This window comes from Streptomyces sp. DT224, from assembly GCF_049844595.1.
Classification (GTDB): domain Bacteria; phylum Actinomycetota; class Actinomycetes; order Streptomycetales; family Streptomycetaceae; genus Streptomyces.
Genome location: NZ_JBNCLI010000002.1, coordinates 636149 through 658132, shown reverse-complemented (window position 1 = coordinate 658132; position 21984 = coordinate 636149). Strand labels below are relative to the sequence as shown.

Annotated in this window: 23 protein-coding genes and 1 pseudogene; 6 read left to right on the top strand and 18 right to left on the bottom strand. The window is 72.8% G+C overall.

Annotation, left to right across the window (positions count from 1 at the left end; genetic code table 11):
- Nucleotides 1–45 precede the first annotated feature (45 nt).
- Both ACLQ2N_RS06660 and ACLQ2N_RS06655 read left to right on the top strand, forming a co-directional pair.
- The gene (locus ACLQ2N_RS06660; protein ID WP_425810007.1) at nt 46–1248 is read left to right on the top strand and encodes a S8 family serine peptidase; all 1203 of its coding nucleotides are present in this window, start codon (nt 46–48) and stop codon (nt 1246–1248) included.
- A gap of 115 nt (nt 1249–1363) precedes the next feature.
- Complete coding sequence (locus ACLQ2N_RS06655; RefSeq protein ID WP_425810005.1) at nt 1364–1735, top strand: DUF4440 domain-containing protein; 372 nt, start codon at nt 1364–1366, stop codon at nt 1733–1735.
- A gap of 36 nt (nt 1736–1771) precedes the next feature.
- On the opposite strand, the gene ACLQ2N_RS06650 is transcribed toward ACLQ2N_RS06655, so the two are convergent.
- A complete protein-coding gene (locus tag ACLQ2N_RS06650) occupies nt 1772–2608 on the bottom strand; it encodes an ABC transporter ATP-binding protein (RefSeq protein ID WP_425810004.1) in 837 nt (278 codons plus the stop codon).
- Nucleotides 2609–2746: 138 nt separating this feature from the next.
- Here ACLQ2N_RS06650 and ACLQ2N_RS06645 point away from each other — a divergent pair, with 138 nt between their 5' ends.
- Together ACLQ2N_RS06645 and ACLQ2N_RS06640 are read left to right on the top strand one after the other, a co-directional pair.
- Complete coding sequence (locus ACLQ2N_RS06645) at nt 2747–3328, top strand: TIGR03086 family metal-binding protein (RefSeq protein ID WP_425810002.1); 582 nt, start codon at nt 2747–2749, stop codon at nt 3326–3328.
- A gap of 69 nt (nt 3329–3397) precedes the next feature.
- Complete coding sequence (locus tag ACLQ2N_RS06640; protein ID WP_425810000.1) at nt 3398–4030, top strand: DsbA family protein; 633 nt, start codon at nt 3398–3400, stop codon at nt 4028–4030.
- 27 nt (nt 4031–4057) lie between these two features.
- On the opposite strand, the gene ACLQ2N_RS06635 is transcribed toward ACLQ2N_RS06640, so the two are convergent.
- From ACLQ2N_RS06635 to ACLQ2N_RS06570, 14 genes and pseudogenes are all read right to left on the bottom strand, one after another.
- Nucleotides 4058–4828 carry a sirohydrochlorin chelatase gene (locus tag ACLQ2N_RS06635; RefSeq protein ID WP_425809998.1) on the bottom strand — a complete coding sequence of 257 codons (771 nt, stop codon included), beginning with the start codon at nt 4826–4828 and terminating at the stop codon, nt 4058–4060.
- 6 nt (nt 4829–4834) lie between these two features.
- Nucleotides 4835–5752, bottom strand: a complete 918-nt coding sequence (locus ACLQ2N_RS06630; protein WP_425809996.1) for an ABC transporter permease — start codon at nt 5750–5752, stop codon at nt 4835–4837.
- Nucleotides 5739–6530, bottom strand: a complete 792-nt coding sequence (locus ACLQ2N_RS06625; protein ID WP_018100640.1) for an ABC transporter ATP-binding protein — start codon at nt 6528–6530, stop codon at nt 5739–5741. The genes ACLQ2N_RS06630 and ACLQ2N_RS06625 overlap by 14 nt, the downstream gene beginning before the upstream one ends.
- A gap of 35 nt (nt 6531–6565) precedes the next feature.
- Nucleotides 6566–7681, bottom strand: coding sequence for an aliphatic sulfonate ABC transporter substrate-binding protein (locus ACLQ2N_RS06620; protein ID WP_425809993.1), 1116 nt, complete (start codon nt 7679–7681; stop codon nt 6566–6568).
- Nucleotides 7682–7923: 242 nt separating this feature from the next.
- Nucleotides 7924–9255: a sulfate adenylyltransferase subunit 1 gene (locus tag ACLQ2N_RS06615; RefSeq protein WP_425809991.1), complete on the bottom strand. Its 1332-nt coding sequence runs from the start codon at nt 9253–9255 to the stop codon at nt 7924–7926.
- Complete coding sequence (gene cysD, locus ACLQ2N_RS06610; protein ID WP_425809989.1) at nt 9256–10191, bottom strand: sulfate adenylyltransferase subunit CysD; 936 nt, start codon at nt 10189–10191, stop codon at nt 9256–9258.
- A complete protein-coding gene (gene cysC / locus ACLQ2N_RS06605; RefSeq protein ID WP_018100635.1) occupies nt 10188–10733 on the bottom strand; it encodes an adenylyl-sulfate kinase in 546 nt (181 codons plus the stop codon). Before cysC ends, cysD begins: the two co-directional genes overlap by 4 nt.
- 23 nt (nt 10734–10756) lie before the next feature.
- On the bottom strand, nt 10757–11473 hold the full coding sequence (locus tag ACLQ2N_RS06600) for a phosphoadenylyl-sulfate reductase (protein WP_425809987.1): 717 nt from the start codon (nt 11471–11473) through the stop codon (nt 10757–10759).
- The gene (locus ACLQ2N_RS06595) at nt 11470–11649 is read right to left on the bottom strand and encodes a hypothetical protein (RefSeq protein ID WP_425809985.1); all 180 of its coding nucleotides are present in this window, start codon (nt 11647–11649) and stop codon (nt 11470–11472) included. Before ACLQ2N_RS06595 ends, ACLQ2N_RS06600 begins: the two co-directional genes overlap by 4 nt.
- Entirely contained in the window at nt 11646–13343 is a 1698-nt protein-coding gene (locus ACLQ2N_RS06590) for a nitrite/sulfite reductase (RefSeq protein WP_425809983.1), read from the bottom strand. Before ACLQ2N_RS06590 ends, ACLQ2N_RS06595 begins: the two co-directional genes overlap by 4 nt.
- Nucleotides 13344–13457: 114 nt before the next feature.
- Entirely contained in the window at nt 13458–13541 is an 84-nt protein-coding gene (locus ACLQ2N_RS06585; RefSeq protein ID WP_309486338.1) for a putative leader peptide, read from the bottom strand.
- Nucleotides 13542–13725: 184 nt separating this feature from the next.
- The gene (locus ACLQ2N_RS06580) at nt 13726–14322 is read right to left on the bottom strand and encodes a GNAT family N-acetyltransferase (protein ID WP_425809981.1); all 597 of its coding nucleotides are present in this window, start codon (nt 14320–14322) and stop codon (nt 13726–13728) included.
- A 49-nt stretch (nt 14323–14371) separates the two neighbouring features.
- Nucleotides 14372–15661, bottom strand: coding sequence for a GAF domain-containing protein (locus ACLQ2N_RS06575; RefSeq protein ID WP_425810228.1), 1290 nt, complete (start codon nt 15659–15661; stop codon nt 14372–14374).
- A 267-nt stretch (nt 15662–15928) separates the two neighbouring features.
- Nucleotides 15929–17567, bottom strand: a pseudogene (locus ACLQ2N_RS06570) (acyl-CoA dehydrogenase family protein).
- 74 nt (nt 17568–17641) lie between these two features.
- On the opposite strand from ACLQ2N_RS06570, the gene ACLQ2N_RS06565 reads away from it, so the two are divergent.
- Nucleotides 17642–18775, top strand: coding sequence for a YihY/virulence factor BrkB family protein (locus ACLQ2N_RS06565; RefSeq protein ID WP_425810226.1), 1134 nt, complete (start codon nt 17642–17644; stop codon nt 18773–18775).
- Nucleotides 18776–18779: 4 nt separating this feature from the next.
- Here ACLQ2N_RS06565 and ACLQ2N_RS06560 read toward each other — a convergent pair whose 3' ends face one another.
- The gene (locus tag ACLQ2N_RS06560) at nt 18780–19124 is read right to left on the bottom strand and encodes a CU044_2847 family protein (protein ID WP_425809980.1); all 345 of its coding nucleotides are present in this window, start codon (nt 19122–19124) and stop codon (nt 18780–18782) included.
- Nucleotides 19125–19179: 55 nt separating this feature from the next.
- Between ACLQ2N_RS06560 and ACLQ2N_RS06555 the strand changes: the two genes are divergently transcribed.
- On the top strand, nt 19180–19938 hold the full coding sequence (locus tag ACLQ2N_RS06555; protein ID WP_425810224.1) for a helix-turn-helix domain-containing protein: 759 nt from the start codon (nt 19180–19182) through the stop codon (nt 19936–19938).
- Here ACLQ2N_RS06555 and ACLQ2N_RS06550 read toward each other — a convergent pair.
- Nucleotides 19878–20270, bottom strand: a complete 393-nt coding sequence (locus tag ACLQ2N_RS06550) for a VOC family protein (protein WP_425809978.1) — start codon at nt 20268–20270, stop codon at nt 19878–19880. The two genes, ACLQ2N_RS06555 and ACLQ2N_RS06550, sit on opposite strands and share 61 nt — an antisense overlap.
- Nucleotides 20271–20330: 60 nt before the next feature.
- Nucleotides 20331–21884 (bottom strand): 3-hydroxyacyl-CoA dehydrogenase, encoded by a 1554-nt coding sequence (locus tag ACLQ2N_RS06545; RefSeq protein WP_425809976.1) that lies wholly within the window; start codon nt 21882–21884, stop codon nt 20331–20333.
- Between the last annotated feature and the right edge of the window lie 100 nt (nt 21885–21984).

Sequence of the window (21984 nt, the reverse complement as noted above, 5' to 3'; positions counted from 1 at the left end):
CCGGAGGTCAACCCCCCACAAAGAATGACGAGGAGACCCCTCTTCATGGCCATGCACAAGCGCGCACGACGGTTCAAGCTGACCGCCTCCATCACCGCGGTCGCGGCCGCCGCCGGCGTCACCCTGCTGGGCACCCCCTTCGCCGGAGCGACACCCGCTCCGCCCATGGGCAAGGTCTACGGCGCCGACGCGGCGACCGCGGTCGCCGGCAGCTACATCGTGATGCTGGACCAGAAGGCGGACAAGGCGGAGCTCGCCGAGGAGTACGGCGGGAAACTGAAGCGCGACTACAGCTCCGCCATCAACGGCTTCTCCGCCGGCGGCCTCTCGGAGACCGAGGCCAAGCGGCTCGCCGCCGACCCGGCCGTCTCCAAGGTCGTCCAGAACAAGAAGTTCCACATCGACGCCACCCAGGACAACCCGCCGTCCTGGGGCCTGGACCGCATCGACCAGACGGAGACCGCCGGCGACAACGCGTACACCTACCCGGACGGCGCGGGAGAGGGCGTCACCGCGTACGTCATCGACACCGGGGTCCGCACCACCCACGAGGAGTTCGGCGGGCGCGCCGCCTCCGGCTTCGACGCCGTCGACAACGACGACAGCGCCGACGACGGCAACGGCCACGGCACCCACGTCGCCGGCACCATAGCCGGGGCGACCTACGGCGTCGCCAAGAAGGCGAAGATCGTCGCCGTCCGCGTCCTGGACGACACCGGCTCCGGCACCACCGAGCAGGTCGTCGCCGGCATCGACTGGGTCACCGAGCACCACCAGGGCCCGTCCGTCGCCAACATGAGCCTGGGCGGCGGCGCCGACGAAGCACTCGACGCGGCCGTCCAGAAGGCCATCGCCTCCGGTGTCACCTTCGCGGTCGCCGCCGGAAACGAGTCCAGCGACGCCGGCGAGGGCTCCCCGTCCCGCGTCCCCGAGGCCATCACCGTCGCCTCGTCCACCGTGGACGACGAGCAGTCCTCGTTCTCCAACTACGGCTCGGTCGTGGACCTCTACGCCCCGGGCTCCGACATCACCTCGTCCTGGAACGACAGCGACACCGGCTCCCACACCATCTCCGGTACGTCGATGGCGACCCCGCACGTCGTCGGCGCCGCCGCCGTCTACCTGGCCGGGCACCCGGACGCCACCCCGGACGAGGTCGCCACGGCCCTGACCGACGGGGCGACCCCGGACGCGATCGGCAACGCCACCACCGGCACGGCCAACAAGCTGCTGAAGATCGTCGAGTAGCAGCGCCACCCACCGGCGGCCACCGCGCTCTCCCCCACGGGGCGCGGCGGCCGCGCGGTGCGTGCTGCCCGTTCTACGCTTGGCCCATGACGACCGAGACGGGCGGGAGACGGGCATGACCGAGCCGGCGCCGGGCGTGGCCGCGGCCATCGAGGGCGAGCTCCGGCTGCTCGACCCCCTGGTCCGGGCCTCCGCCGACCTTCTCGGCCAGGTGCTCCACCCCGACTACCGAGAGGTGGACAGCACCGGCCGCCACTGGGACCGGGACACGATCATCGACCTGCTCGTCTCGGGCCTCGCCCCGGGACCAGGCACCGCCTCACGCATGCGCGGCATCCACCTCGCCGACGAGCTCGTCCACCTCACCTTCGACACCGAGGCCAAGGGCAGGCGCGCCCACCGCAGTTCGCTCTGGCGCCGCACCGAGGCCGGCTGGCTGCTCTACTACCACCAGGCCACGCCCTTCGAGGCCGCGCCCGGCTCCTGAGCCCGCGCCCGGCTACTGCGGCTCCCAGCCCCCCGGTCAGCCCCGCGGCGCCCGCTGTGCCCGGGCCGCCCACCGGCCGTCCGTCCGGCTGATGCGGACCGGGTGGCCGAAGCACTCGCTGACCAGGTCCGTGGTCAGCACCTCATCCGCCGCACCCGAGGCCAGGCACCGCCCGCCGCGCAGCAGCATCGCGTGCGTCGTGGAGGCGGGCAGCTCCTCCAGATGATGGGTGACCAGCACGGTCGCCAGCTCCGGATGCTCCTCGCGCAACGCGTCCAGGCTGTCCAGCAGCTGTTCCCGGGCGGCCAGATCGAGCCCCGTCGCCGGCTCGTCGAGCAGCAGCAGCCGGGGCTGCGGCATCAGCGCCCGGGCGATCAGCGTCCGCCCGCGCTCACCCTGCGACAGGGCCGGCCAGCGCGAGCCCGTCTTGCCGCCCATGCCCAGCATCTTCAGCAGCCGCTCCGCCCGCTCCCGCTGCCCCGGCCCCGGCGACCAGCGCGGCACCGGCTCGACCGAGTTCGTCAGCCCGGTCAGCACCACCTCGCTCACCGTCAGCGGGGAACGCAGCGCATGGCGCGGATTGACATGGCCGAGCAGCGTCCGCAGCTCCCGCAGGTCCACCCGCCCCAGCGTGCGGCCCAGCACCTCGACCGAACCCCGCGTCGGATGCGTCACCGCCCCGAGCAGGCCGAGCAGGGTGCTCTTGCCCGCCCCGTTCGCGCCGAGCAGCGCCCAGTGCTCCCCGCCGCGCACGGTGAGCGAGACCGCGTCGAGCAAAACGTTGCCGTCGCGTACGAGCGAGACCTCGTCGGCCCGGATCACCGGGACCGGGGCCGTGGCGACGGAGGGGGACAGGGGTGCGGTGGTGGTCACGTGCGGCTGCTCCTTCGTACGGGCGCGAGCGCTCATCCGCGCACCGGAAAGCCTATCCGTGGCCCGTACACCCTTCGCGCCCGGCACCTGTCGCCTTTCTTCAAGACCGGCCGCGCGCGCCTTCCTAGGCTGGGGCGCATGAAGACCGAGCACGCCCACATGACCGAATGCGCCGCCGAGGCCGCCCGCGTGGCCCGGGGCGTCACCGCACCCCAGCTGGAGGCCACCGCCACCCCCTGCGCGGAGTGGGACCTGCGCACCCTCGTCAACCACTGGGTCCTCTACACCTCGCACGGCATGGAACACCGCGCCCGCCGCACCGAGCTCCCCGAGGAGCTGATCGCCCGCGACTTCACCGCCGACGCCGACTGGGCCGAGCGGTACGCGGCCCAGCTCGACCGGGCCGTCGCCGCCTGGTCCGACCCGTCCGCCTGGGAGGGCACCATCGGCGAGGGCGACTCCGCCTCCCCGGCCGCCGACACCGCGGCGATGCTCGTCGAGGAGATCGTGCTGCACGGCTGGGACGTGGCCCGCGCCACCGGCCAGGAGTTCCGGATCTCCGAGGAGGCCGCCGCCTACGTCCTCGCCACCGTCGAGAAGACGGCCGCGCTCTACCGCCAGTACGAGGGGTTCACCGAGGAGGTGGACGTCCCCGGAGCCACCGGACTCGCCCGCGCCCTGGCGCTGAGCGGACGCGACCCGCAGTGGAGCGCGGGCTGAGAATGGCCCAGGCGGGCGGGGGCCGAATGGCCCGGGGAAGTGCGCCACCGGCTGGCTAGGCTCGCCCCCATGACCACTCACCCCGCCCCGGAACCGGGCAGGCCGGTCGTCGACTTCTACTTCGACCCGGCCTGCCCGTTCGCCTGGATCACCTCCCGCTGGATGCTGGAGGTGGAGCAGCACCGCGACATCGAGCTGCGCTTCCACGTCATGAGCCTCTACCTGCACAACGAGGGCAACGAACTCCCCGACTGGTACCGCGACCTGGTCGACCGGTCGATCGGCCCCGTCCGGGTCGCCGCCGCCGCGGCCGAGGAGCGCGGCGAGGAGATCCTGCGCGACCTCTACACCGCCCTCGGCAGCCGCATCCACCAGCAGAAGAACGAGGACTTCGACCAGGTCGTCGCCGAGGCCCTCGCCGAGCTGGGCCTGCCCGCGCACCTCGCCGATGCCGCGCGAGGCGAGGCGTACGACGAGGCCGTGCGGCGCAGCCACGAGGCCGGCCAGGACCCGGAGGCGGGCGGCTACGTCGGTACGCCCACCCTCCACGTCGACGGCACGGTGTGGTTCGGGCCGGTGCTGCGGGCGATCCCGCGCGGGGAGGAGGCGGCCCGGCTGTTCGACAGCTTCCGGGTGCTGGCCGGCCACGCCGACTTCTTCGAGCTCAAGCGCACCCGGACCGGCGGCATCGACGTCGGCTGAGCGGGCCCGGCCGGAGCGCCACCCGGCTCAGGCGCTGACCGCGACCGGCCGCGCCGCCGCCGCGTTCGCCTCGTCGTACCGGTCCAGCAGCAGCCGGGCCAGCTCCGGGGCGGGGCCGAGCACCCTGGCCAGCACGTCCGCGCCGGCCACGGCCGCCCCCGCCGCGATGCGGTCCGGGAGGCGGCCGGGCGCGATCACGTACGGGGCGACCGCCACCCGGCTCGCGCCCTCGGCCCGCAGGGCGCGTACCGCGTCCCCGGGACGGGGGAGGCCCCCGGCAATGACAGCGGAGGCGAACGCAGGCCGCACGGAACACCAACCGGTGTGCCGCAGCTCCCGCGCGATTTCAGCGATCACTGCGATCGCCTCCGGGTCTGATGAGCCCGCCGAGGCCAGGACGAGCCCGGTCGAGCCACGGTCGCCGGGGCGCACCCCGGCCTCGTACAGCCGCTGTTCCAGCGCGGCGTTCAGCAGCGGCGACGGGCCGAGCACCTCGGCCTGCCGGACCCGCAGCCGGGGCAGCGCCGCGCGGGCCTCGCGCAGCACCGCCGGGATGTCCGACTTGGCGTGGAACGCCCGGGTGAGCAGCAGCGGCAGCGCCACCACCTCGGGCGCACCCTCGGCGGCCAGCCGCTCCAGGAGCCTCGGCACCGAGGGCGCGTTGAAGTCCAGGAACCCCGTCTCCACGCGCAGCCCGGGGCGCAGCGCCCGTACCCGCGCCGTCAGGGCGTGCACGGTCGCGGCGTGCCGCGGATCGCGGCTGCCGTGGGCGACGACGAGGAGGACCGGAGAGGACATGAGCGCTCAGTTCTTGACGAGGAGACCGCGGCTGCGCAGCACCCACCGCTCCAGCGGACTGAAGATGAGCAGGTCGATGGCGATGCCGACGATCAGGATCAGGAAGATGGCGAGGAAGACCATGGACATGCTGCTGGTCTCCCGGCCCTGTTCGAGCAACTGCCCGAGACCCACTCCCAGATCGGGCGAGGAGGCGATGATCTCGGCGGCCATCAGGGAGCGCCAGGAGAACGCCCAGCCCTGCTTCAGCCCCGCCAGGTAGCCCGGCAGCGAAGCCGGCAGCACGATGTGCCAGGTGCCGCGCAGCCCCGTCGCGCCGAGCGTCTTGCCGGCCCGCAGATGCAGCGGCGGGATCTGGTCGACCCCGGCGACGAGCCCGTTGGCGATCGAGGGCACTGCGCCCAGCAGGATCACCGCGTACATCATCCGGTCGTCCAGGCCCAGCCAGATGACCGCCGGCGGCACCCACGCGACCGACGGCAGCGACTGGAGACCGGAGAGCACCGGACCGATCGCCGCGCGTACCACCTTCACACGGGACACCAGCAGCCCCAGCGGGGTGCCGATGACCAGGGCGAGCAGGAAGCCGAGCAGACCGCGCGAGACGCTGGTCCAGATGTAGCCGAGCAGGGTGCCCTGGGCCCAGGCGTTCGACACCTCGTCCCACACCAGGGCCGGCGACGGCAGCTTGTAGTCGTCGGTGACCTTCGCCCAGATCAGGATCTGCCAGACGATGAGGACGAGCGCCACCGCCACGACCGGGGGAAGCACCTTCTGCACCAGCACCTGGCGGACCGGAGTGCGGCTCACCCGTACCGCGTCGAGCGCGTCGAGCCCTGCCTCCAGACCGGCCAGATCCTGGGCGTCGTCCTTCGGCGCCCGGGCCCCGCCGGCGTCCTCGGCGGTGGTCTCAGTGCTGGCCATGGCGGCGGATCTCCCCACGCAGTTGTTCGGTGATCTCCACGGACAGTTCCGCGACGGCGGTGTCCTCGATACGGCGCGGCTGCTCGATGTCGACCGTCCACTCGCGGGCGATCCGGCCGGGCCGGGACGAGAGCAGCACCACGCGCTCCGCGAGGCGGACGGCCTCGCGGACGTTGTGCGTGACGAAGAGGACGGAGACGTTGGTCTCGCGCCAGATCCGGGTCAGCTCGTCGTGCAGCACATCGCGGGTGATGGCGTCGAGCGCGGCGAACGGCTCGTCCATCAGCAGGAGCTGGCTGTCCTGGGCGAGTGCGCGGGCCATCGCCACGCGCTGGCGCATGCCGCCGGACAGCTCGTGCACCCGCTTGCCGTACGCCCCGCCCAGGCGGACGAGTTCGAGCAGCCGCTCGGCCTCCGGGCGGCGGTCCGCGCGAGGCACGCCGCGCAGCCGCAGCGCCAGTTCGATGTTCTTGCCCGCGGTCAGCCACGGGAAGAGGGCGTGCTCCTGGAACATCAGGGCCGGCCGCCCGCCGGGGGTCTCGATGGACCCCGAGGACGGGCGGTCGAGCCCCGCCACCAGGTTGAGCAGAGTGGATTTACCGCACCCGGAAGCTCCCAGGAGGGTGACGAACTCGCCCGGAGCGACATCGAGCGTGATGTCGTCCAGGACGAGCTGCTGCCCCTGAGGCCCGCCGAAGGACTTCGAGACGTGGTCGATCCGGGCCGCGTGCCCGACCGCCGTACGGTCCTCGGCCTTGGTGAGCGTGGTCGTCGCCATGGTCGTCACCTCCTGGGAGATCCTGGAACGGTCGGTTACTTGACGCCGAGGCCGGCGTCGTCGACCTCGGGCTTGCCCGCGGCCTTGAGGACCTTGTTGAGCGGCTTGAGGTCGTAGATGCCGGTCAGATCGGTCTCGTCCAGCAGGCCCGCCTTCACGGCGTGCTTGGCCTCCGTGTCGAGCGTGGCCGCCAGCGGGTCGTCGATGAACTCGATCGACGCCCAGGCCGGGTCGATGACCTCGGCCGGAAGCTCCTTGCCGGACAGCGTCTTGAGTGCCGCGTTCGCGGACGCCTTCGCCTTGTCGGGGTTGGCCTTGATCCAGGCGTTGGTGTTGACCGAGCCGCGCAGCACGGCCTCGACCACGTCCGGGTGCTCGGCGAGGAACTTCTGCGACACGATGATGTTCGTGATCACGAACTTGTCGTCCGGCCAGAGCTTCCGCTCGTCGAGCAGGACCTTGGCCCCCTGCGCGACCAGCTTGGACGCGGTCGGCTCGGGCGCCCACGCGCCGTCGATGGAACCGGACCTGTAGGCGTCCGGGGTCACCTTGTTGTCGGTGCGGACGACGGAGACATCGCCCTTGCCGCTCTTGGCATCGACCTTCCAGCCCTTCTCGGAGACCCAGTTGAGGAACGCCACGTCCTGGGTGTTGCCGAGCTGCGGGGTCGCGATCTTCTTGCCCTTGAGGTCGTCCAGGGTCTTGATCTTCTTCGGATTGACGACCAGCTTCACCCCGCCGGACGCCGCTCCGCCGATGATGCGCAGGCTCTTGCCCTTGGACTTGGCGAAGCCGTTGATGGAGGGGGAGGGGCCGATGAAGCCGATGTCGATGGAGCCCGCGTTCAGTGCCTCGATCTCGGACGGGCCCGCATTGAAGGTCGACGGCTTGACCGTCGTGCCCCCGAGCTCCTTGGCGATGATGCCTTCCTGGATGCCGACCAGAGCGGTGGCGTGCGTGAGGTTCGGGAAGTACCCGATCTTCACGGTGTCCGCCGAGAGCTTCTTGCCGCCCGAGGACGTGTTCGCCGTCCTGGCGTCGTCGTCCTTCGCGTCGGAGCCGTAGCCGCAGGCGGTGAGGGCCACGGCGAGCAGCGGCAGGGCGGCGGCAGCGGCGAGGCTGCGGCGGAGGGTGGTACGGGTGGCAGGCACGGGAGGCATTCCTCTCGTTGGCCCGGTGCTCACGTCCCCGGAATCAGGGCGACGCGGCCGGGAAGTCGGCAGGTCTTCGTCTGAACTGGCGGTGCGTGCGGAGCGGTTGGTGCTGCCGGGCGCGCAGGCAGTGCGCGTACGTCATCGCGCACATCGCCCGACTCCGCCCTGGCCGCTGCCCAGGGCGCCGCTGCCGACGCGGCCGCCCTCCTTCGCGAAGGTCGAGAAGACGTCGATGCCCATCAGAAGTCCCACTCCGCGTCGTCGTCCGCGGCCGGCGGCTCCTCGGCGGAGGCGAACGAGGCGCCCGCCATGCCCGCCGAGAGGGTGGTGCCGTCCGCCGGGTCGATCAGCAGGAACGAACCGGTGCGGCGCGAGTCGGCGTACGCGTCGAGCGCGAGCGGCTCGGCGGTCCGGACGACGACCCGGCCGATGTCGTTGGCGACGAGCTTGCCTGGCGCCGGGTGCTGCGAGAGGTCGTCGAGCGTCAGCCGCGAGGGGATGTCCTTGACGATCGCCTTGACGGTGCGGGTGGTGTGCTTGAGCAGCACCCGCTGCCCCACGGTGAGCGCCTGGTCGGCGACGTGGCACACGGTCGCCTCGACGTCCTGGGTGACGGGCGGCGCGTCGCCCACCGGGGCGATGAGGTCGCCGCGCGAGACGTCGATGTCGTCCGTCAGGCGCAGGGTCACCGACTGCGGAGCCCAGGCGATGTCCACCGGCTCCCCGAGCAGGTCGATGCCCTCGACCGTCGAGGTACGGCCCGACGGCAGCACGGTCACGGACTCGCCGACCCGGAACGCCCCGGCGGCGATCTGGCCCGCGTAGCCCCGGTAGTCGGGGTGTTCCGCGGTCTGCGGCCGGATCACGTACTGGACCGGGAAGCGGGCGTGGCAGCCGGTCAGGTCGTGGCTGACCGGGACCGTCTCCAGGTGCTCCAGGACCGTCGGGCCGCCGTACCAGTCCATGTGCGCGGACGGCTCCACGACGTTGTCGCCGGCCAGCGCGGAGATCGGGATCGCGGTGATCTCGGGGACCCCGAGGGAGGCCGCGTACCCGGTGAACTCCTCGGCTATCGCGGCGAACACCGGCTCCGCGTAGTCCACCAGGTCCATCTTGTTGACGGCCAGGACGACGTGCGGGACGCGCAGCAGGGCGGCGACGGCGGCGTGCCGGCGGGTCTGCTCGACCACCCCGTTGCGGGCGTCGACCAGGACCACGGCCAGCTCGGCCGTGGAGGCGCCGGTGACCATGTTCCGGGTGTACTGCACATGGCCGGGGGTGTCCGCGAGGATGAACCGGCGCCGGGGCGTCGCGAAGTAGCGGTAGGCGACGTCGATGGTGATGCCCTGCTCGCGCTCGGCGCGCAGCCCGTCGGTGAGCAGCGCCAGGTCCGGCGCCTCCTGGCCCCGGTTGCGCGAGGCGTGCTCGACGGCCTCCAGTTGGTCGGTGAGGACCGACTTGGAGTCGTGCAGCAGGCGTCCCACGAGGGTGGACTTGCCGTCGTCGACGGACCCGGCGGTGGCGAAGCGCAGCAGGGTGGTGGCGCTCAACTGCTCGGCAATGGCGGTCATTTAAAAATATCCCTCGCGCTTGCGGTCTTCCATCGCGGCCTCGGACATCTTGTCGTCGGCGCGGGTGGCACCCCGTTCGGTGAGCCGGGAGGCGGCGATCTCGGTGATCACGGCGTCCAGCGTGGTGGCGTCGGAGTCGACGGCGCCGGTGCAGGACATGTCGCCGACCGTGCGGTAGCGCACCTGGCGGGTCTCGGTCTCCTCGTGCTCCTTGGGCCCGCCCCAGTCGCCCGCGGTCAGCCACATGCCGGAGCGGTTGAACACCTCGCGCTCGTGGGCGAAGTAGATCGACGGGAGCTCGATGCCCTCGCGCTGGATGTACTGCCAGACGTCCAGCTCGGTCCAGTTGGAGATCGGGAAGACCCGGACGTGCTCGCCGGGCGCGTGCCGGCCGTTGTACAGCTGCCACAGCTCGGGGCGCTGGCGGCGCGGGTCCCACTGGGAGAACTCGTCGCGCAGCGAGAAGACCCGCTCCTTGGCGCGCGCCTTCTCCTCGTCGCGCCGCCCGCCGCCGAACACCGCGTCGAAGCGGTGCTGCTGGATGGCCTCGGTCAGCGGCACGGTCTGGAGCGGGTTGCGGGTGCCGTCGGGGCGCTCGCGGAGCTTGCCGGCGTCGATGTACTCCTGCACGGAGGCGATGTGCAGCCGCAGCCCGTGCTCGGCGACCACGCGGTCGCGGTACGCCAGTACCTCGGGGAAGTTGTGTCCGGTGTCCACGTGCAGCAGGGCGAACGGCACCGGCGCCGGCGCGAACGCCTTGAGCGCCAGGTGCAGCATCAGGATCGAGTCCTTGCCGCCCGAGAACAGGATGACCGGGCGCTCGAACTCGCCCGCCACCTCGCGGAAGATGTGCACCGCCTCGGACTCCAGCGAGTCCAGGTGGCTCAGCGCGTACGGATGGTCGGTGCCCTCTTGCACAGTCGCGACGGTCGTCACGCCGCACCCCTCTCGCTCAGCAGCGCGTACAGCTCCGCCGCGGACTCCTGCACGGTCTGGCGGTGCGACTCGATCCGCAGATCGGGTGACTCGGGCGCCTCGTAGGGGTCGTCCACCCCGGTGAGCCCGCTGATCTCGCCCGCCGCCTGCTTGGCGTAAAGACCCTTCACGTCGCGCTCCGAGCACACCTCGACCGGAGTGGCGACGTGCACCTCCAGATACGCGGTGCCCTCGGCCTGGTGCCGCTTGCGGACGGCGTCCCTGCTGTCCGCGTACGGGGCGATGACCGGGACCAGCACCTTGACGCCGTTGGCCGCCAGCAGTTCGGCGACGAAGCCGATGCGCTGCACGTTGGTGTGCCGGTCCTCGCGCGAGAAGCCGAGGCCCGCCGAGAGGAACTCGCGGATCTCGTCGCCGTCGAGCACCTCCACGCGGTGGCCCTCGGCGCGCAGCCGCCCGGCGAGTTCGTAGGCGATGGTGGTCTTGCCGGCGCTCGGCAGACCGGTCAGCCAGACGGTGGCCCCCGTCTCCGTCACGCTCATCGAAGTCTCCTGATCAGTCGTCATCAGCCGTGCAGCCCGCACTCGGTCTTGCCGCGCCCGGCCCAGCGGCCGGCCCGCGCGTCCTCGCCCTCCAGCACCCGGCGGGTGCAGGGCGCGCAGCCCACGGAGGCGTAGCCGTCCATCAGCAGCGGGTTGGTGAGCACCCCGTGCTCGGCGACGTAGGCGTCCACGTCGTCCTGGGTCCAGCGGGCGATCGGCGAGACCTTCACCTTCCGGCGCTTCTCGTCCCAGCCGACCACCGGGGTGTTCGCCCGGGTCGGGGACTCGTCGCGGCGCAGCCCGGTCGCCCAGGCCGCGTAGGCGGTCAGGCCCTCTTCCAGGGGCTTGACCTTGCGCAGCCTGCAGCAGAGGTCGGGGTCGCGGTCGTGCAGCTTCGGCCCGTACTCGGCGTCCTGCTCGGCGACCGTCTGGCGTGGCGTCAGCGTGATGACGTTGACGTCCATCACGGCGTCGACCGCGTCCCGGGTGCCGATGGTCTCCTCGAAGTGGTAGCCGGTGTCGAGGAACACCACGTCGACGCCGGGCATCACCCGGGAGGCGAGGTGGGCGACGACCGCGTCCTCCATCGAGGAGGTGACGCAGAACCGGGGGCCGAAGGTGTCGGCGGCCCACTTCAGGATGTCGAGCGCGGAGGCGTCCTCCAGCTCGCGTCCGGCCCGCTCGGCGAGCTCCCGCAGCTCCTCATCGGTGAGCGTGTCAATGTTCTGAGTGGCCGTCATATTCCGTCCCCTCCAACGTCGTTGGCCTTCAGTCCCCGGCTCAGCAGGCCCAGGAACTTCAGCTGGAACGCCCGATTGCAGGAGACGCATTCCCACGCCCCGTGCCCGGCCTCGTGCGGGCGCAGATCCTCGTCCCCGCAGTACGGGCAGTGGAACGGGGCGGCGCGCTCGCTCATGACAGCGACTCCGCACTGGCGCGGGCCGCCCAGGTCGCGAAGCGCTCGCCGGTCTCGCGCTCCTCCTGGAACCTGCCGAGCACGCGCTCCACGTAGTCGGGCAGTTCGGCGGAGGTGACCTTCAGTCCGCGCACCTTGCGGCCGAAGCCGGCGTCCAGGCCGAGGGCGCCGCCCAGGTGGACCTGATAGCCCTCCACCTGCTCGCCGTTCTCGTCCAGGACGAGCTGGCCCTTGAGGCCGATGTCCGCGGTCTGGATGCGGGCGCAGGCGTTGGGGCAGCCGTTGATGTTGATGGTCAGGGGCTCGTCGAAGTCCGGGAGCCTGCGCTCCAGTTCCTCGATGAGCGAGGCGCCGCGCGCCTTCGTCTCGACGATCGCCAGCTTGCAGTACTCGATGCCGGTGCAGGCCATCGTGCCGCGCCGGAAGGTCGAGGGCTGCACTTGGAAGCCGAGCGACTCAAGACCGGCGGACAGGGACTCGACCCGGTCCTGCTCGACGTCGAGGATGATCATCTTCTGCTCGACGGTGGTCCGGACCCGGCCGGAGCCGTGCTCCTCGGCCAGCTCCGCGATCTTGGAGAGCGTCGAGCCGTCGACCCGGCCGACCCGGGGGGCGAAGCCGACGTAGAAGCGGCCGTCCTGCTGCTGGTGGACGCCGATGTGGTCGCGCCACCGGCTGCTCGGTTCCGCCGGGGCGGGCCCGTCCAGCAGCGGGCGCTTCAGGTACTCGTCCTCCAGGATCTGGCGGAACTTGGCGACGCCCCAGTCGGCGACCAGGAACTTCAGCCGGGCCCGGTTGCGCAGCCGGCGGTAGCCGTAGTCCCGGAAGATGCCCACCACGCCGGCCCAGACGTCCGCGACCTCGTCCAGCGGCACCCAGGCGCCGAGGCGCTCGGCGAGCCGGGGGTTGGTGGACAGGCCGCCGCCGACCCAGAGGTCGAAGCCCGGTCCGTGCTCGGGGTGTTCGACGCCCACGAAGGCGATGTCGTTGATCTCGTGGACGACGTCCTGGACCGGGGAGCCCGAGATCGCGGTCTTGAACTTGCGGGGCAGGTTGGAGAATTCGGGGCTGCCGATGTACCGGGCGTGGATCTCCTCCAGCGCCGGGGTGCCGTCGATGATCTCGTCGGCGGCGATGCCCGCCACCGGGGAGCCGATCATCGTCCGGGGGCAGTCGCCGCACGCCTCGGTGGTGGAGAGCCCGACGGCTTCCAGCTTCTGCCAGATCGCCGGAACGTCCTCGATCCGGATCCAGTGCATCTGGACGTTCTGCCGGTCGGTGATGTCCGCGCTGCCCCGCGCGTACTCCTGCGAGATCTCGCCGATGACGCGCAGCTGCTCGGTGGTCAGCTTCCCGCCGTCGATGCGGACCCGCATCATGAAGTACTTGTCCTCCAGCTCCTCGGGCTCCAGCACCGCGGTCTTGCCGCCGTCGATGCCGGCCTTGCGCTGGGTGTAGAGCCCCCACCAACGCATGCGCCCGCGAAGGTCGTTGGGGTCGATCGAGTCGAATCCGCGCTTGGAGTAGATCGTCTCAATGCGTGTCCGCACGTTGAGACTGTCGTCGTCCTTCTTGAACTGCTCATTGCCGTTGAGGGGGGTGTAGTGCCCCAGCGCCCACTGACCTTCGCCGCGGTGGCGGCCCACCTTGCGGCGAGGCGCGGCGGGCGCAGGCTTTTCCGGGGTTGCGGCCATGACAGTACGTCCTTCGGGACTGCGGGAGGGCGGCTCTGAACTGCACACTCGCGTGAAGCGCGGCGGTGCGCAGGGCTGAACTGAAGCAAGGAGATCTCGGCGGTGCTGGGACTCTCAGCTCGCCGGACAGATGGCGCTGGACATGCGGCCGAGGTCGACGTGGCGTCGACTCACCAAGGCAATTCCAGTTCCGGACATGACGGAAGCGTGTCATGGGGATCTCGCGGCAGTCCACCACTATCCATGATGTGGACGGCATGGTCCCGCCTGATGAGACGGTGTGGCGCCCGTCACGTGCGTGGCGGGCGCCGGGATGGAGCGTAAAACCGGACAAGCGAGGGGATTTGCTGCGGAATCAGGTGCGAGTGTGCGCGGACGCGGCTCAGCGGCCGGAGCCCGGCCACGGGCCGGGGGTGTCCACCGGCTCCTCCAGCTCCGTCCGCGTGTCGAACAGCCGGAAGCCGCGCCTCAGGTAGTTGTCCCTCGCGTGCGGACCGTCCTTGGAGCAGGTGTGCAGCCACACCCGCTTCGTCGCCGGCCGCTCCGGCCACCGCTCGGCCAGGTCCCAGGCGCGGGCGGTGCCGTACGACAGCAGATGGCCGCCGATCCGCCGCCCCCGGAAGGCCGGGATCAGCCCGAAGTACATGATCTCGACCACACCGTCGTCCTGCGGGTCCAGCTCGATGTAGCCCGCGGGCGTGCCGTTCGCGTACGCCACCCAGGTCTCCGCGCCGGGCCGCTCCAGGGCCTCCCGCCACTGTGCGTACGTCATGCCGAGGCGGTCCGTCCACCGGATGTCACCGCCCACCGCCGTGTACAGGAAGCGGCTGAACTCGGGCAGCGGCACCTCGGACCGCACGATCCGGACTTCCGCGTCCGGAACGGCGGACGGCCGCAGATCGTCGGGGGAGGTCTGCTCCAGGGACCAGACGGTCACCTCTTCGCGGGCCGGTGGATCAGGACGTACGGGGTCGCTCATGGCTGCCAGACAACCATGCCCCGACCCCCGCGCCCCACCCGGCCCCTGGTCACGGGGCCTCCGGCGCCTTCCCTCCGCGCCCTTCCCGCGCACCCCGCGCCGCCGCCACCACCGGGGCCTGCGAGCGGGGCAGCAGATCGGCCGGGTGCTCCGGGTGGACCACCTCCACCTCCACGCCCTCGCCGAACCGGTACGGGCGGTGCGCCAGCACCTCGGCCAGATGGCGCCGCAGCCGCGATATCTCCGCCCGGACCGTCACCGTCCTGGTCGCGTCGCCGAACAGGTCCTGCGCCAGCTCGGAGGCCGTACGCCCCTCGCGGTGCAGCGCCAGCGCGTACAGCAGCTCGGCGTGGCGCGGGGAGAGCCGCTGGGTCCAGGTGCCCACCGGGCTCACCACGTTCACCGCGAGTGCGCGCGGCCGGCTCAGATCGAGGACCACCCGGCGCGGCGGGCTGTCCATCGCCCCGTCCGCGACCTGGACCAGCCAGCCGCCCGGCAGCGGCTCCACCCTGCACATCCCCAGCGACGGCAGCCACACCCGGCCCGGCCCCAGCGACTTCGGCAGCGGCAGCCGGTCCACCGGGGGCATCCCCGTCACCGCCGCAGTCCAGCCGTGGCCGTCCACCGCCACCGCACGGCCGCCGAGCCGGCTCAGCACCGGGGCGGCCACCGCCCGCAGCCGGTCCACCGCCTCCAGGTGCCGCACCCGGATCTCGCTCTCCGCGAGCCGGGCCACCGAACGCACCAGGGCCAGCGTCGTCGGGTGGAACGTGGACGCGGGCCCGCTGATGTCCACGATCCCCATCAGCCGGCCGTCCCGGGGATCGCGTACCGGGGCCGCCGCACACGTCCAGCCGTGCAGACTGCGCACGAAGTGCTCCGCCGAGTGCACCTGCACCGGGGCGCGCGCCGCGAGCGCCGTACCGATCGCGTTGGTGCCGGTGATCTCCTCGGACCACGCCGCGCCCTCCGCGAGGCAGATGTCGTCGGCCCGGCGCAGCACCCCCGTGTTGCCCTCGCGCCACAGCACCCGGCCCTCCACATCGGTGACGACCATGATCTGCTGCGAGGCGTCCGCGATGCTCGTCAGCCCGTCGCTGAGCAGCGGCATCACCTCGCCCAGCGCCGAACTGCGGCGCCGGTGCTCGATCTCGTCCGCCTCCAGCAGCCTGCTGTGCGTCGGCTGCTCGGGATCGAGGCCGCTGCGCAGCACCCGGTCCCAGGAGGCGCCGATCTCCGCCCGGGGCGCGGCGGGCATGCGGTCGCCCGCCATCCGCGCCTCACGGGACCGGTGCACCAGGCGCCTGCCCTGCGCGCTCTCCTGAGCGGCCGGCCGCATCGCGTCGGCCGAAGTCGTCTCCACGCCGGTTCCCCCTCACCCGTGCCGGCCCGGTGCGCGGGCCGCGCCCCCATCCTGCCGCCGCCCGGGCCGCGATACCGCAACTCCCCACAATGGTTGCAACCCTCTGCAACTCTGGCGGGGGCCCCCGGACCGTACAAGAGTGGCGGCACACCGCACCGCGGGGCCCCGGCCCTCACGTGCGGTGTGTACAGCATGGGGGGTGGTGCCGTGTCGGCGCAGCACCACCCCCCGTCGCTGTTCCCGTCAGCCCTCCACCGGCCGGGCCCGGGCCACGACCGACGCGAGATCCAGGGTGTGCGGAAGGGTCCCGAACGCCGCGCCCCCGTCCCCGCCCAGGCGTGAAGCGCAGAAGGCGTCCGCCACCTCGGGCGGCGCCCAGCGCACCAGCAGGGATCCCTGGAGCACCAGCGCGATCCGCTCCACGACCCGGCGCGCCCGCGCCTCGATCCCCGCCAGGTCGGCCAGCTCCGTCAGCATGTCCCGGATCGCCGCGTCCAGCCGGTGATCGGCGCCCCGGGCCCGCCCGACCTCCTGGAGGAACGCGTTCAGCGCGAGCGGTTCGCGCCGCAGCACCCGCAGCACGTCCAGTGCCTGGATGTTCCCCGAGCCCTCCCAGACGGAGTTGAGCGGCGCCTCCCGCAGCAGCCGGGGCATCCCCGAATCCCTCCACATAGCCGTTGCCGCCCAGGCACTCCAGCGCCTCGCCCACCAGCGGCGTGCACCGCTTGGTCACCCAGTACTTCGCCGCCGGCACCGCGATCCGCAGGAACGCCGCCTCGCTCTCGCCGCCGTCGTCGTACGCCGCCGCCAGCCGCATCGCGAGCACGGTCGCCGCCTCCGACTCCACCGCCAGATCGGCCAGCACGTTGCGCATCAGCGGTTTGTCCACGAGCGGGCCACCGAACGCGGACCGGTGCGTCGTGTGGTGGACCGCCTGCGCCACCGCCTGCCGCATCAGCGCCGCCGCACCGGTCACACAGTCCAGCCGGGTCGCCGCCACCATGCCCATGATCGTGCGCACGCCCTGCCCCTCCGCACCGATCCTCCGCGCCCACGTCCCGTCGAACTCGACCTCCGCCGACGCGTTGGACCGGTTGCCCAGCTTGTCCTTGAGCCGCTGGATCGCGAACGGGTTGCGGGAGCCGTCCGGCAGCACCCGGGGCAGCAGGAAGCAGGTGAGACCGTCCGGCGCCTGCGCCAGGACCAGGAAGCCGTCGGACATCGGCGCCGAGCAGAACCACTTGTGCCCGGTCAGGACGTACTCCCCGTCGCCGGACAGCGGCTCGGCGCGCGTGGTGTTCGCCCGCACGTCCGAGCCGCCCTGCTTCTCCGTCATGCCCATCCCCAGCAGCGCCCCGGCCTTCGTCCCGGCCGGCCGCAGCCCCTCCTCGTACACCCGCGAGGTCAGCAGCGGCTCCCACGCGGCGGCCACCTCCGGCTCGGCCCGCAGGGCCGGCACTGCCGCGTGCGTCATGGACAGCGGGCAGCCGTGCCCCGCCTCCGCCTGCGTCCACACCAGGAAGCCCGCCGCCCGGCGGACATGCCCGCCCGGCCGGTCCCAGGCGTCGGTCAGACCCGCGCCCACGGCGTGCCCGAGCAGCCGGTGCCAGGCCGGGTGGAAGTCGACCTCGTCGACGCGGTGCCCGTAGCGGTCGTGGGTGCGCAGCCTCGGCGGGTACGCGTTCGCCTCGGTGCCCCAGGACGCGGCCTGCGCGGAGCCGGCCGACCGGCCGAGCGCGGTGAGGCCGTCGCGGGCCTCGTCCAGGACCTCGGGCGGAAGATGGCGTTCCACGGCCTCGCCGAGTGCCCGGTCCGCGCCGAAGACGTCGTAGCCGAGCAGGGGAGGGGGCTGGTTGGACACGGTGTGGGTGGTGGTCGCCATGCCGATACGGTAAGGACGTGCAGGCAGCAGACGAAACACCCGAGCGGCCACCGGGCCGGCTCCACCGGGCCCGAGTGCTCTACCGCAACGTCTCCAAGCGGCAGCTCGCCTGGCAGCTGCTCAAGGACACGGTCAACTCGTGCATGGAGTACCGCATCCTGGGACTCGCGGCCGAGGCCGCGTTCTTCACCCTGCTGTCCCTGCCCCCGCTGCTCCTCGGCCTGATCGGCCTGCTCGGTTACGTGGACGAGTGGACCAGCACCGCCACGGTCGCGTCCATCGAGCGCAACATCCTCAGCGCCGCCCACACCATGCTCTCCGAGCGCGGCGTCAACGACTTCGCCAAGCCGCTGCTGGCCGACGTCACGACCGGTGCCCGGCCCGACGTCATCTCCATCGGCTTCGCGATCGCCCTGTGGTCGGGCTCCCGCGCGGTCAACGTCTTCATCGACACGATCACCGTCATGTACGGGCTCGACGGCCAGCGCGGCATCGTCAAGACCCGGATGCTCGCCTTCCTGCTGTACGTGGTGGCGCTCCTGCTCGGCGCGGTCGTGCTGCCGCTGCTCGTGGTCGGCCCGGACCGGGTCGTGGAGCTCATACCGTGGGGCACCGAGGTCATAAGCGTCCTGTACTGGCCGCTGGTCATCGTGCTCTCGGTCGCCTTCCTCACCACCCTCTACCACGTGTCCGTGCCCGTCCGTTCGCCGTGGATCGAGGACATGCCGGGCGCCCTGGTGGCCCTGGCCATGTGGGTGCTCGGCAGCTTCCTGCTCCGGATCTACCTGACCAGTACGGTCGAGGGCCCCACGATCTACGGATCGCTGGCCGCCCCCATCGCGGTGCTGCTGTGGATCGGCGTCTCCGCCTTCGCGGTGCTGGTGGGCGCCGCCGTCAACGCGGCCATCGACCGGGTCTGGCCCTCGGTGGCGACGGCCGCCGCCCGCGCCGCCAACGACCGGGTGCGTGCCGCCCAGGCCGCCGAGTTCGTGGCCCGCACCCAGGCGGAGAGCTGGCACGGCGGCCCGCCGGCCGACGAGGACGACGAGGACGACGAGGACGAAGGCGACGAGGGCGACAGCCCGTACATGCCCTCCGAGTTCCCCGAGCGCTGGTCGCGGTTCCTGCCGCCGGACGACGTGAAGTCCCGGCTCCAGAAGCCGGGCCGCGAGAAGGACGCGGACCGGTCGAACCCGTACGACGAGTGAGCGCTCAGTCGGCCGCGGTCGTGCTCTGCGACCCCGGCGACCAGGACAGCTTCACCGTGAGGTGCCCCTCCAACGCGCTCTTCGCGATCACCGCGCCCGCCTCCGAGGTGATCTTCACGCCGAACTCCAGCTCCACCCCGTCCGGCTGCAGCCGCCCGTCCCGGAACACGGCCAGCGCCGACTCGGCCGCCGACCGGATGCCTTCGAGGGCGCTGTCGAAGGTGCGCCCGGCCCGGGCCAGAGCGTGCTGCCCGTCCCGGGACACCAGCCGCGCACCCGGCGCGTGACGGTCGACCTCCACCGTCACGGTCGCCCCGTTGTCCGTGGTGAACTCCATCAGTGCCGCCATGACCGCCCCCGTAGCCGATACGTACGCTGCCGTGTCCGTGGACGAGACTAGTGGCATGGGCGACAGCTACACAGAGCGCGCGTCGCGGCTCGACGGCGCACGGGTGTGGACCCTGACCGTGGAGCCGGGCGCCGCCCATCCGGTGCTGCCCGACGGGTGCATGGACCTGCTGTGGAGCGGTGACCGGCTGCTCGTCGCCGGGCCCGACACCCACACCGCGCCGCCCACCCGTGCCGGCGGCAGCTGGGCAGGCGTCCGCTTCGCCCCCGGCACCGCCCCCGCCCTGCTGGGCGTCCCCGCCCACGAACTGCGCGACCTCCGCGTCCCGCTCGCCGCCCTGTGGCCCGGCGCCCCGGTCCGCCGCCTCACCGAACGCGTCGCCGAGGCGGCCGACCCGGCCGCCGCGCTGGAGGAGATCGCCCTGGACCGGGCGGCCCGGACCGAGCCCCCGGACCCGGTGATGCGCGCGGTCGCCGCGCGCCTGGAGGAGGGCCGCAGCGTCGCGGACGCGGCCCGCGGAGCCGGTCTCTCCGCCCGCCAGCTGCACCGCCGCTCCCTGACCGCGTTCGGCTACGGGCCCAAGACCCTGGCCCGGGTCCTGCGCCTCCAGCGCGCCCTGGCGCTCGTGCGCTCCGGGCTGCCCTACGCCGACGCGGCGCTCGCGGCGGGCTGCGCCGACCAGGCCCATCTGGCGCGGGACATGCGCGACCTGGCCGGCACCACCCTGACCGCGTACTTCGGCCGGCCCAGCGCTCAGCCGGCCGGGGCGAACAGCGAGACCGCGCAGCCGTCGGGGTCGAGGACCACCGCGTAGCGCTGCCCCCACACCGCGTCCCACGGCTTCAGGTGGCCCCGGTAGCCGGCGCCGGTCAGGTCCGCGTAGACCGCGTCGACCTCTGCGGGGCCGGCGCAGAGGAAGGCGAGCCCGAGCCGGTCCCCGCCGGACGGCGGCGCCCAGTCGGGGTCGAAGGAGCGGACGACGTCCTCGGTGTCCCACAGCAGGCGCCCGCCGCCCGGCAGGGTCACCTCCACATGGGGCGCGGATTCCGCGCCGGCCGGGATGTCGAGCCCCAGCCGGCGGTAGAAGGCGAGGGATGCGGGCAGGTCGGCGGTGGTGATGCCGATCGCGTCGAGTCGTGGAGTCATGGACCGACCGTAGGCGGGGCGTGCGCGCACCGTCTTGGACGAATCGGTCGTGCCGCCGCGCTACCGGGCCCCGAGCACGTCCGCCGGGGACGTCCCCGGCTCCGTCAGCGCAAGCCCCAGCGCCGCGCGCTCCGTGACCCAGCGCGTCGGGCGGTGGCGCGGGTCGCCCGTCGAGGCGTGCAGCGCCCGGTGCAGCTCCAGCATGCGGGCGGCGCCGACCCGGTCGCCCCACGCCAGCGGGCCCACCGGGTATCCGAGCCCCGTCGTGACGGCCACGTCGATGTCGGCCGGGGAGGCGAGCGCCCGCTCCGCGATGGACGCCGCGACCGACACGATGGAGGCCAGCAGTCGCTGCGCCACCGAGCCCGCCGTGTCCCGGACCACCGACACCGCGAACGGCTCCCCGCCGTCCGCCGCCCGGGCCAGCACCGCGCGGGCATCCCGCGCCGCCGCCGCGTCCGCCGCCGGGGTCACCGCGAGCACGCGCCGCCGCCCCGCCGCCGGCAGCGGGTCGACGCCGAACGTGCGCCCGGCGGGCAGCCCGTGCGCGGCGACCGCCGGGGCGACCGGGGTGCCCCAGACCGGGACCAGGACGACCGCCGCGTCCGACGGCCGGTCTCCGCTCTCCACGGCGGCGCCCGCCGAGGCCAGCGCCTCGCGGAGCGCGGCCGCTTCGGCCTCCCGCGCGGGGTCCGGCGCGACGACGTGCACCGGGCGGTCCGCGTTCCCGGCGACCGGCGGCTCCGGCGCGGGTCCGGTGGCCTCGGGGCCGTACGCGTACCAGCCGCGGCCGGTCTTGCGGCCGTGCAGCCCGGCCGCCACCCGGTTCGGGGTGAGGAAGGAGGGGCGGAGCCGGTCCTCGTGACGGAAGCCCTCCCAGATGGAGTCGATGACGGCGGCCGTCACATCGAGCCCGGTGAGGTCCATCAGCTCGAACGGGCCCATCCGCAGCCCCAGCACGTCGCGCGCGATCCGGTCGATGTCCGCGGGCTCGGCGACGCCCTCCTCAAGGAGCGCGAGCGCCTCCGTCACCAGGCCGCGCCCGGCGTGGTTGATCAGGAAGCCCGGGGTGTCCGCGACCGTCACCGCGCGGTGGCCGCAGCCCTCCACGAGCGAGGTGAGCAGCGGCGGGATCTCCGGCCGGGTCGCCGCGCCGGGCACCACCTCCACGATCCGCATCAGCGGCACCGGGTTGAAGAAGTGCAGCCCGGCCAGGCGCGTCGGGTCCTTCAGCGCGGCGGCGATCCGGGTCACCGACAGCGAGGAGGTGTTGGTGGCGAACACGGCGGAGGCGGGCAGCGCCTGTTCCAGCCGGCCGAACACCTCGGTCTTCGTCGCCAGGTCCTCGCGCACGGCCTCAATCACCAGGTCCACACCGGGGCCCGGCGCCCACGGGTCGTCCAGCGGCACCAGCCGTGCCACCGCCGACTCCGCGTCCGCCGCCGCCATCCGCCCCTTGGCCACGGCGCGGTCCAGCATGGAGCGTACGAAGGCGACGGCGTCCGCCACCGCCTCGGCGCGTACGTCGCACAGCTCGACGGTGTGTCCGGCCGAGGCCGCCCACTGGGCGATGCCACGGCCCATGGCTCCGGCGCCGACGATCCTGATACGCATACGGGTCACGGTCCTCTCACTGGGGCGGGCCGGGTGCCCGCGCTGCCGACGCTTTCAGCGGCTTTGATCGCCGTCCAATACCGAATTAGGCTCGGACCGA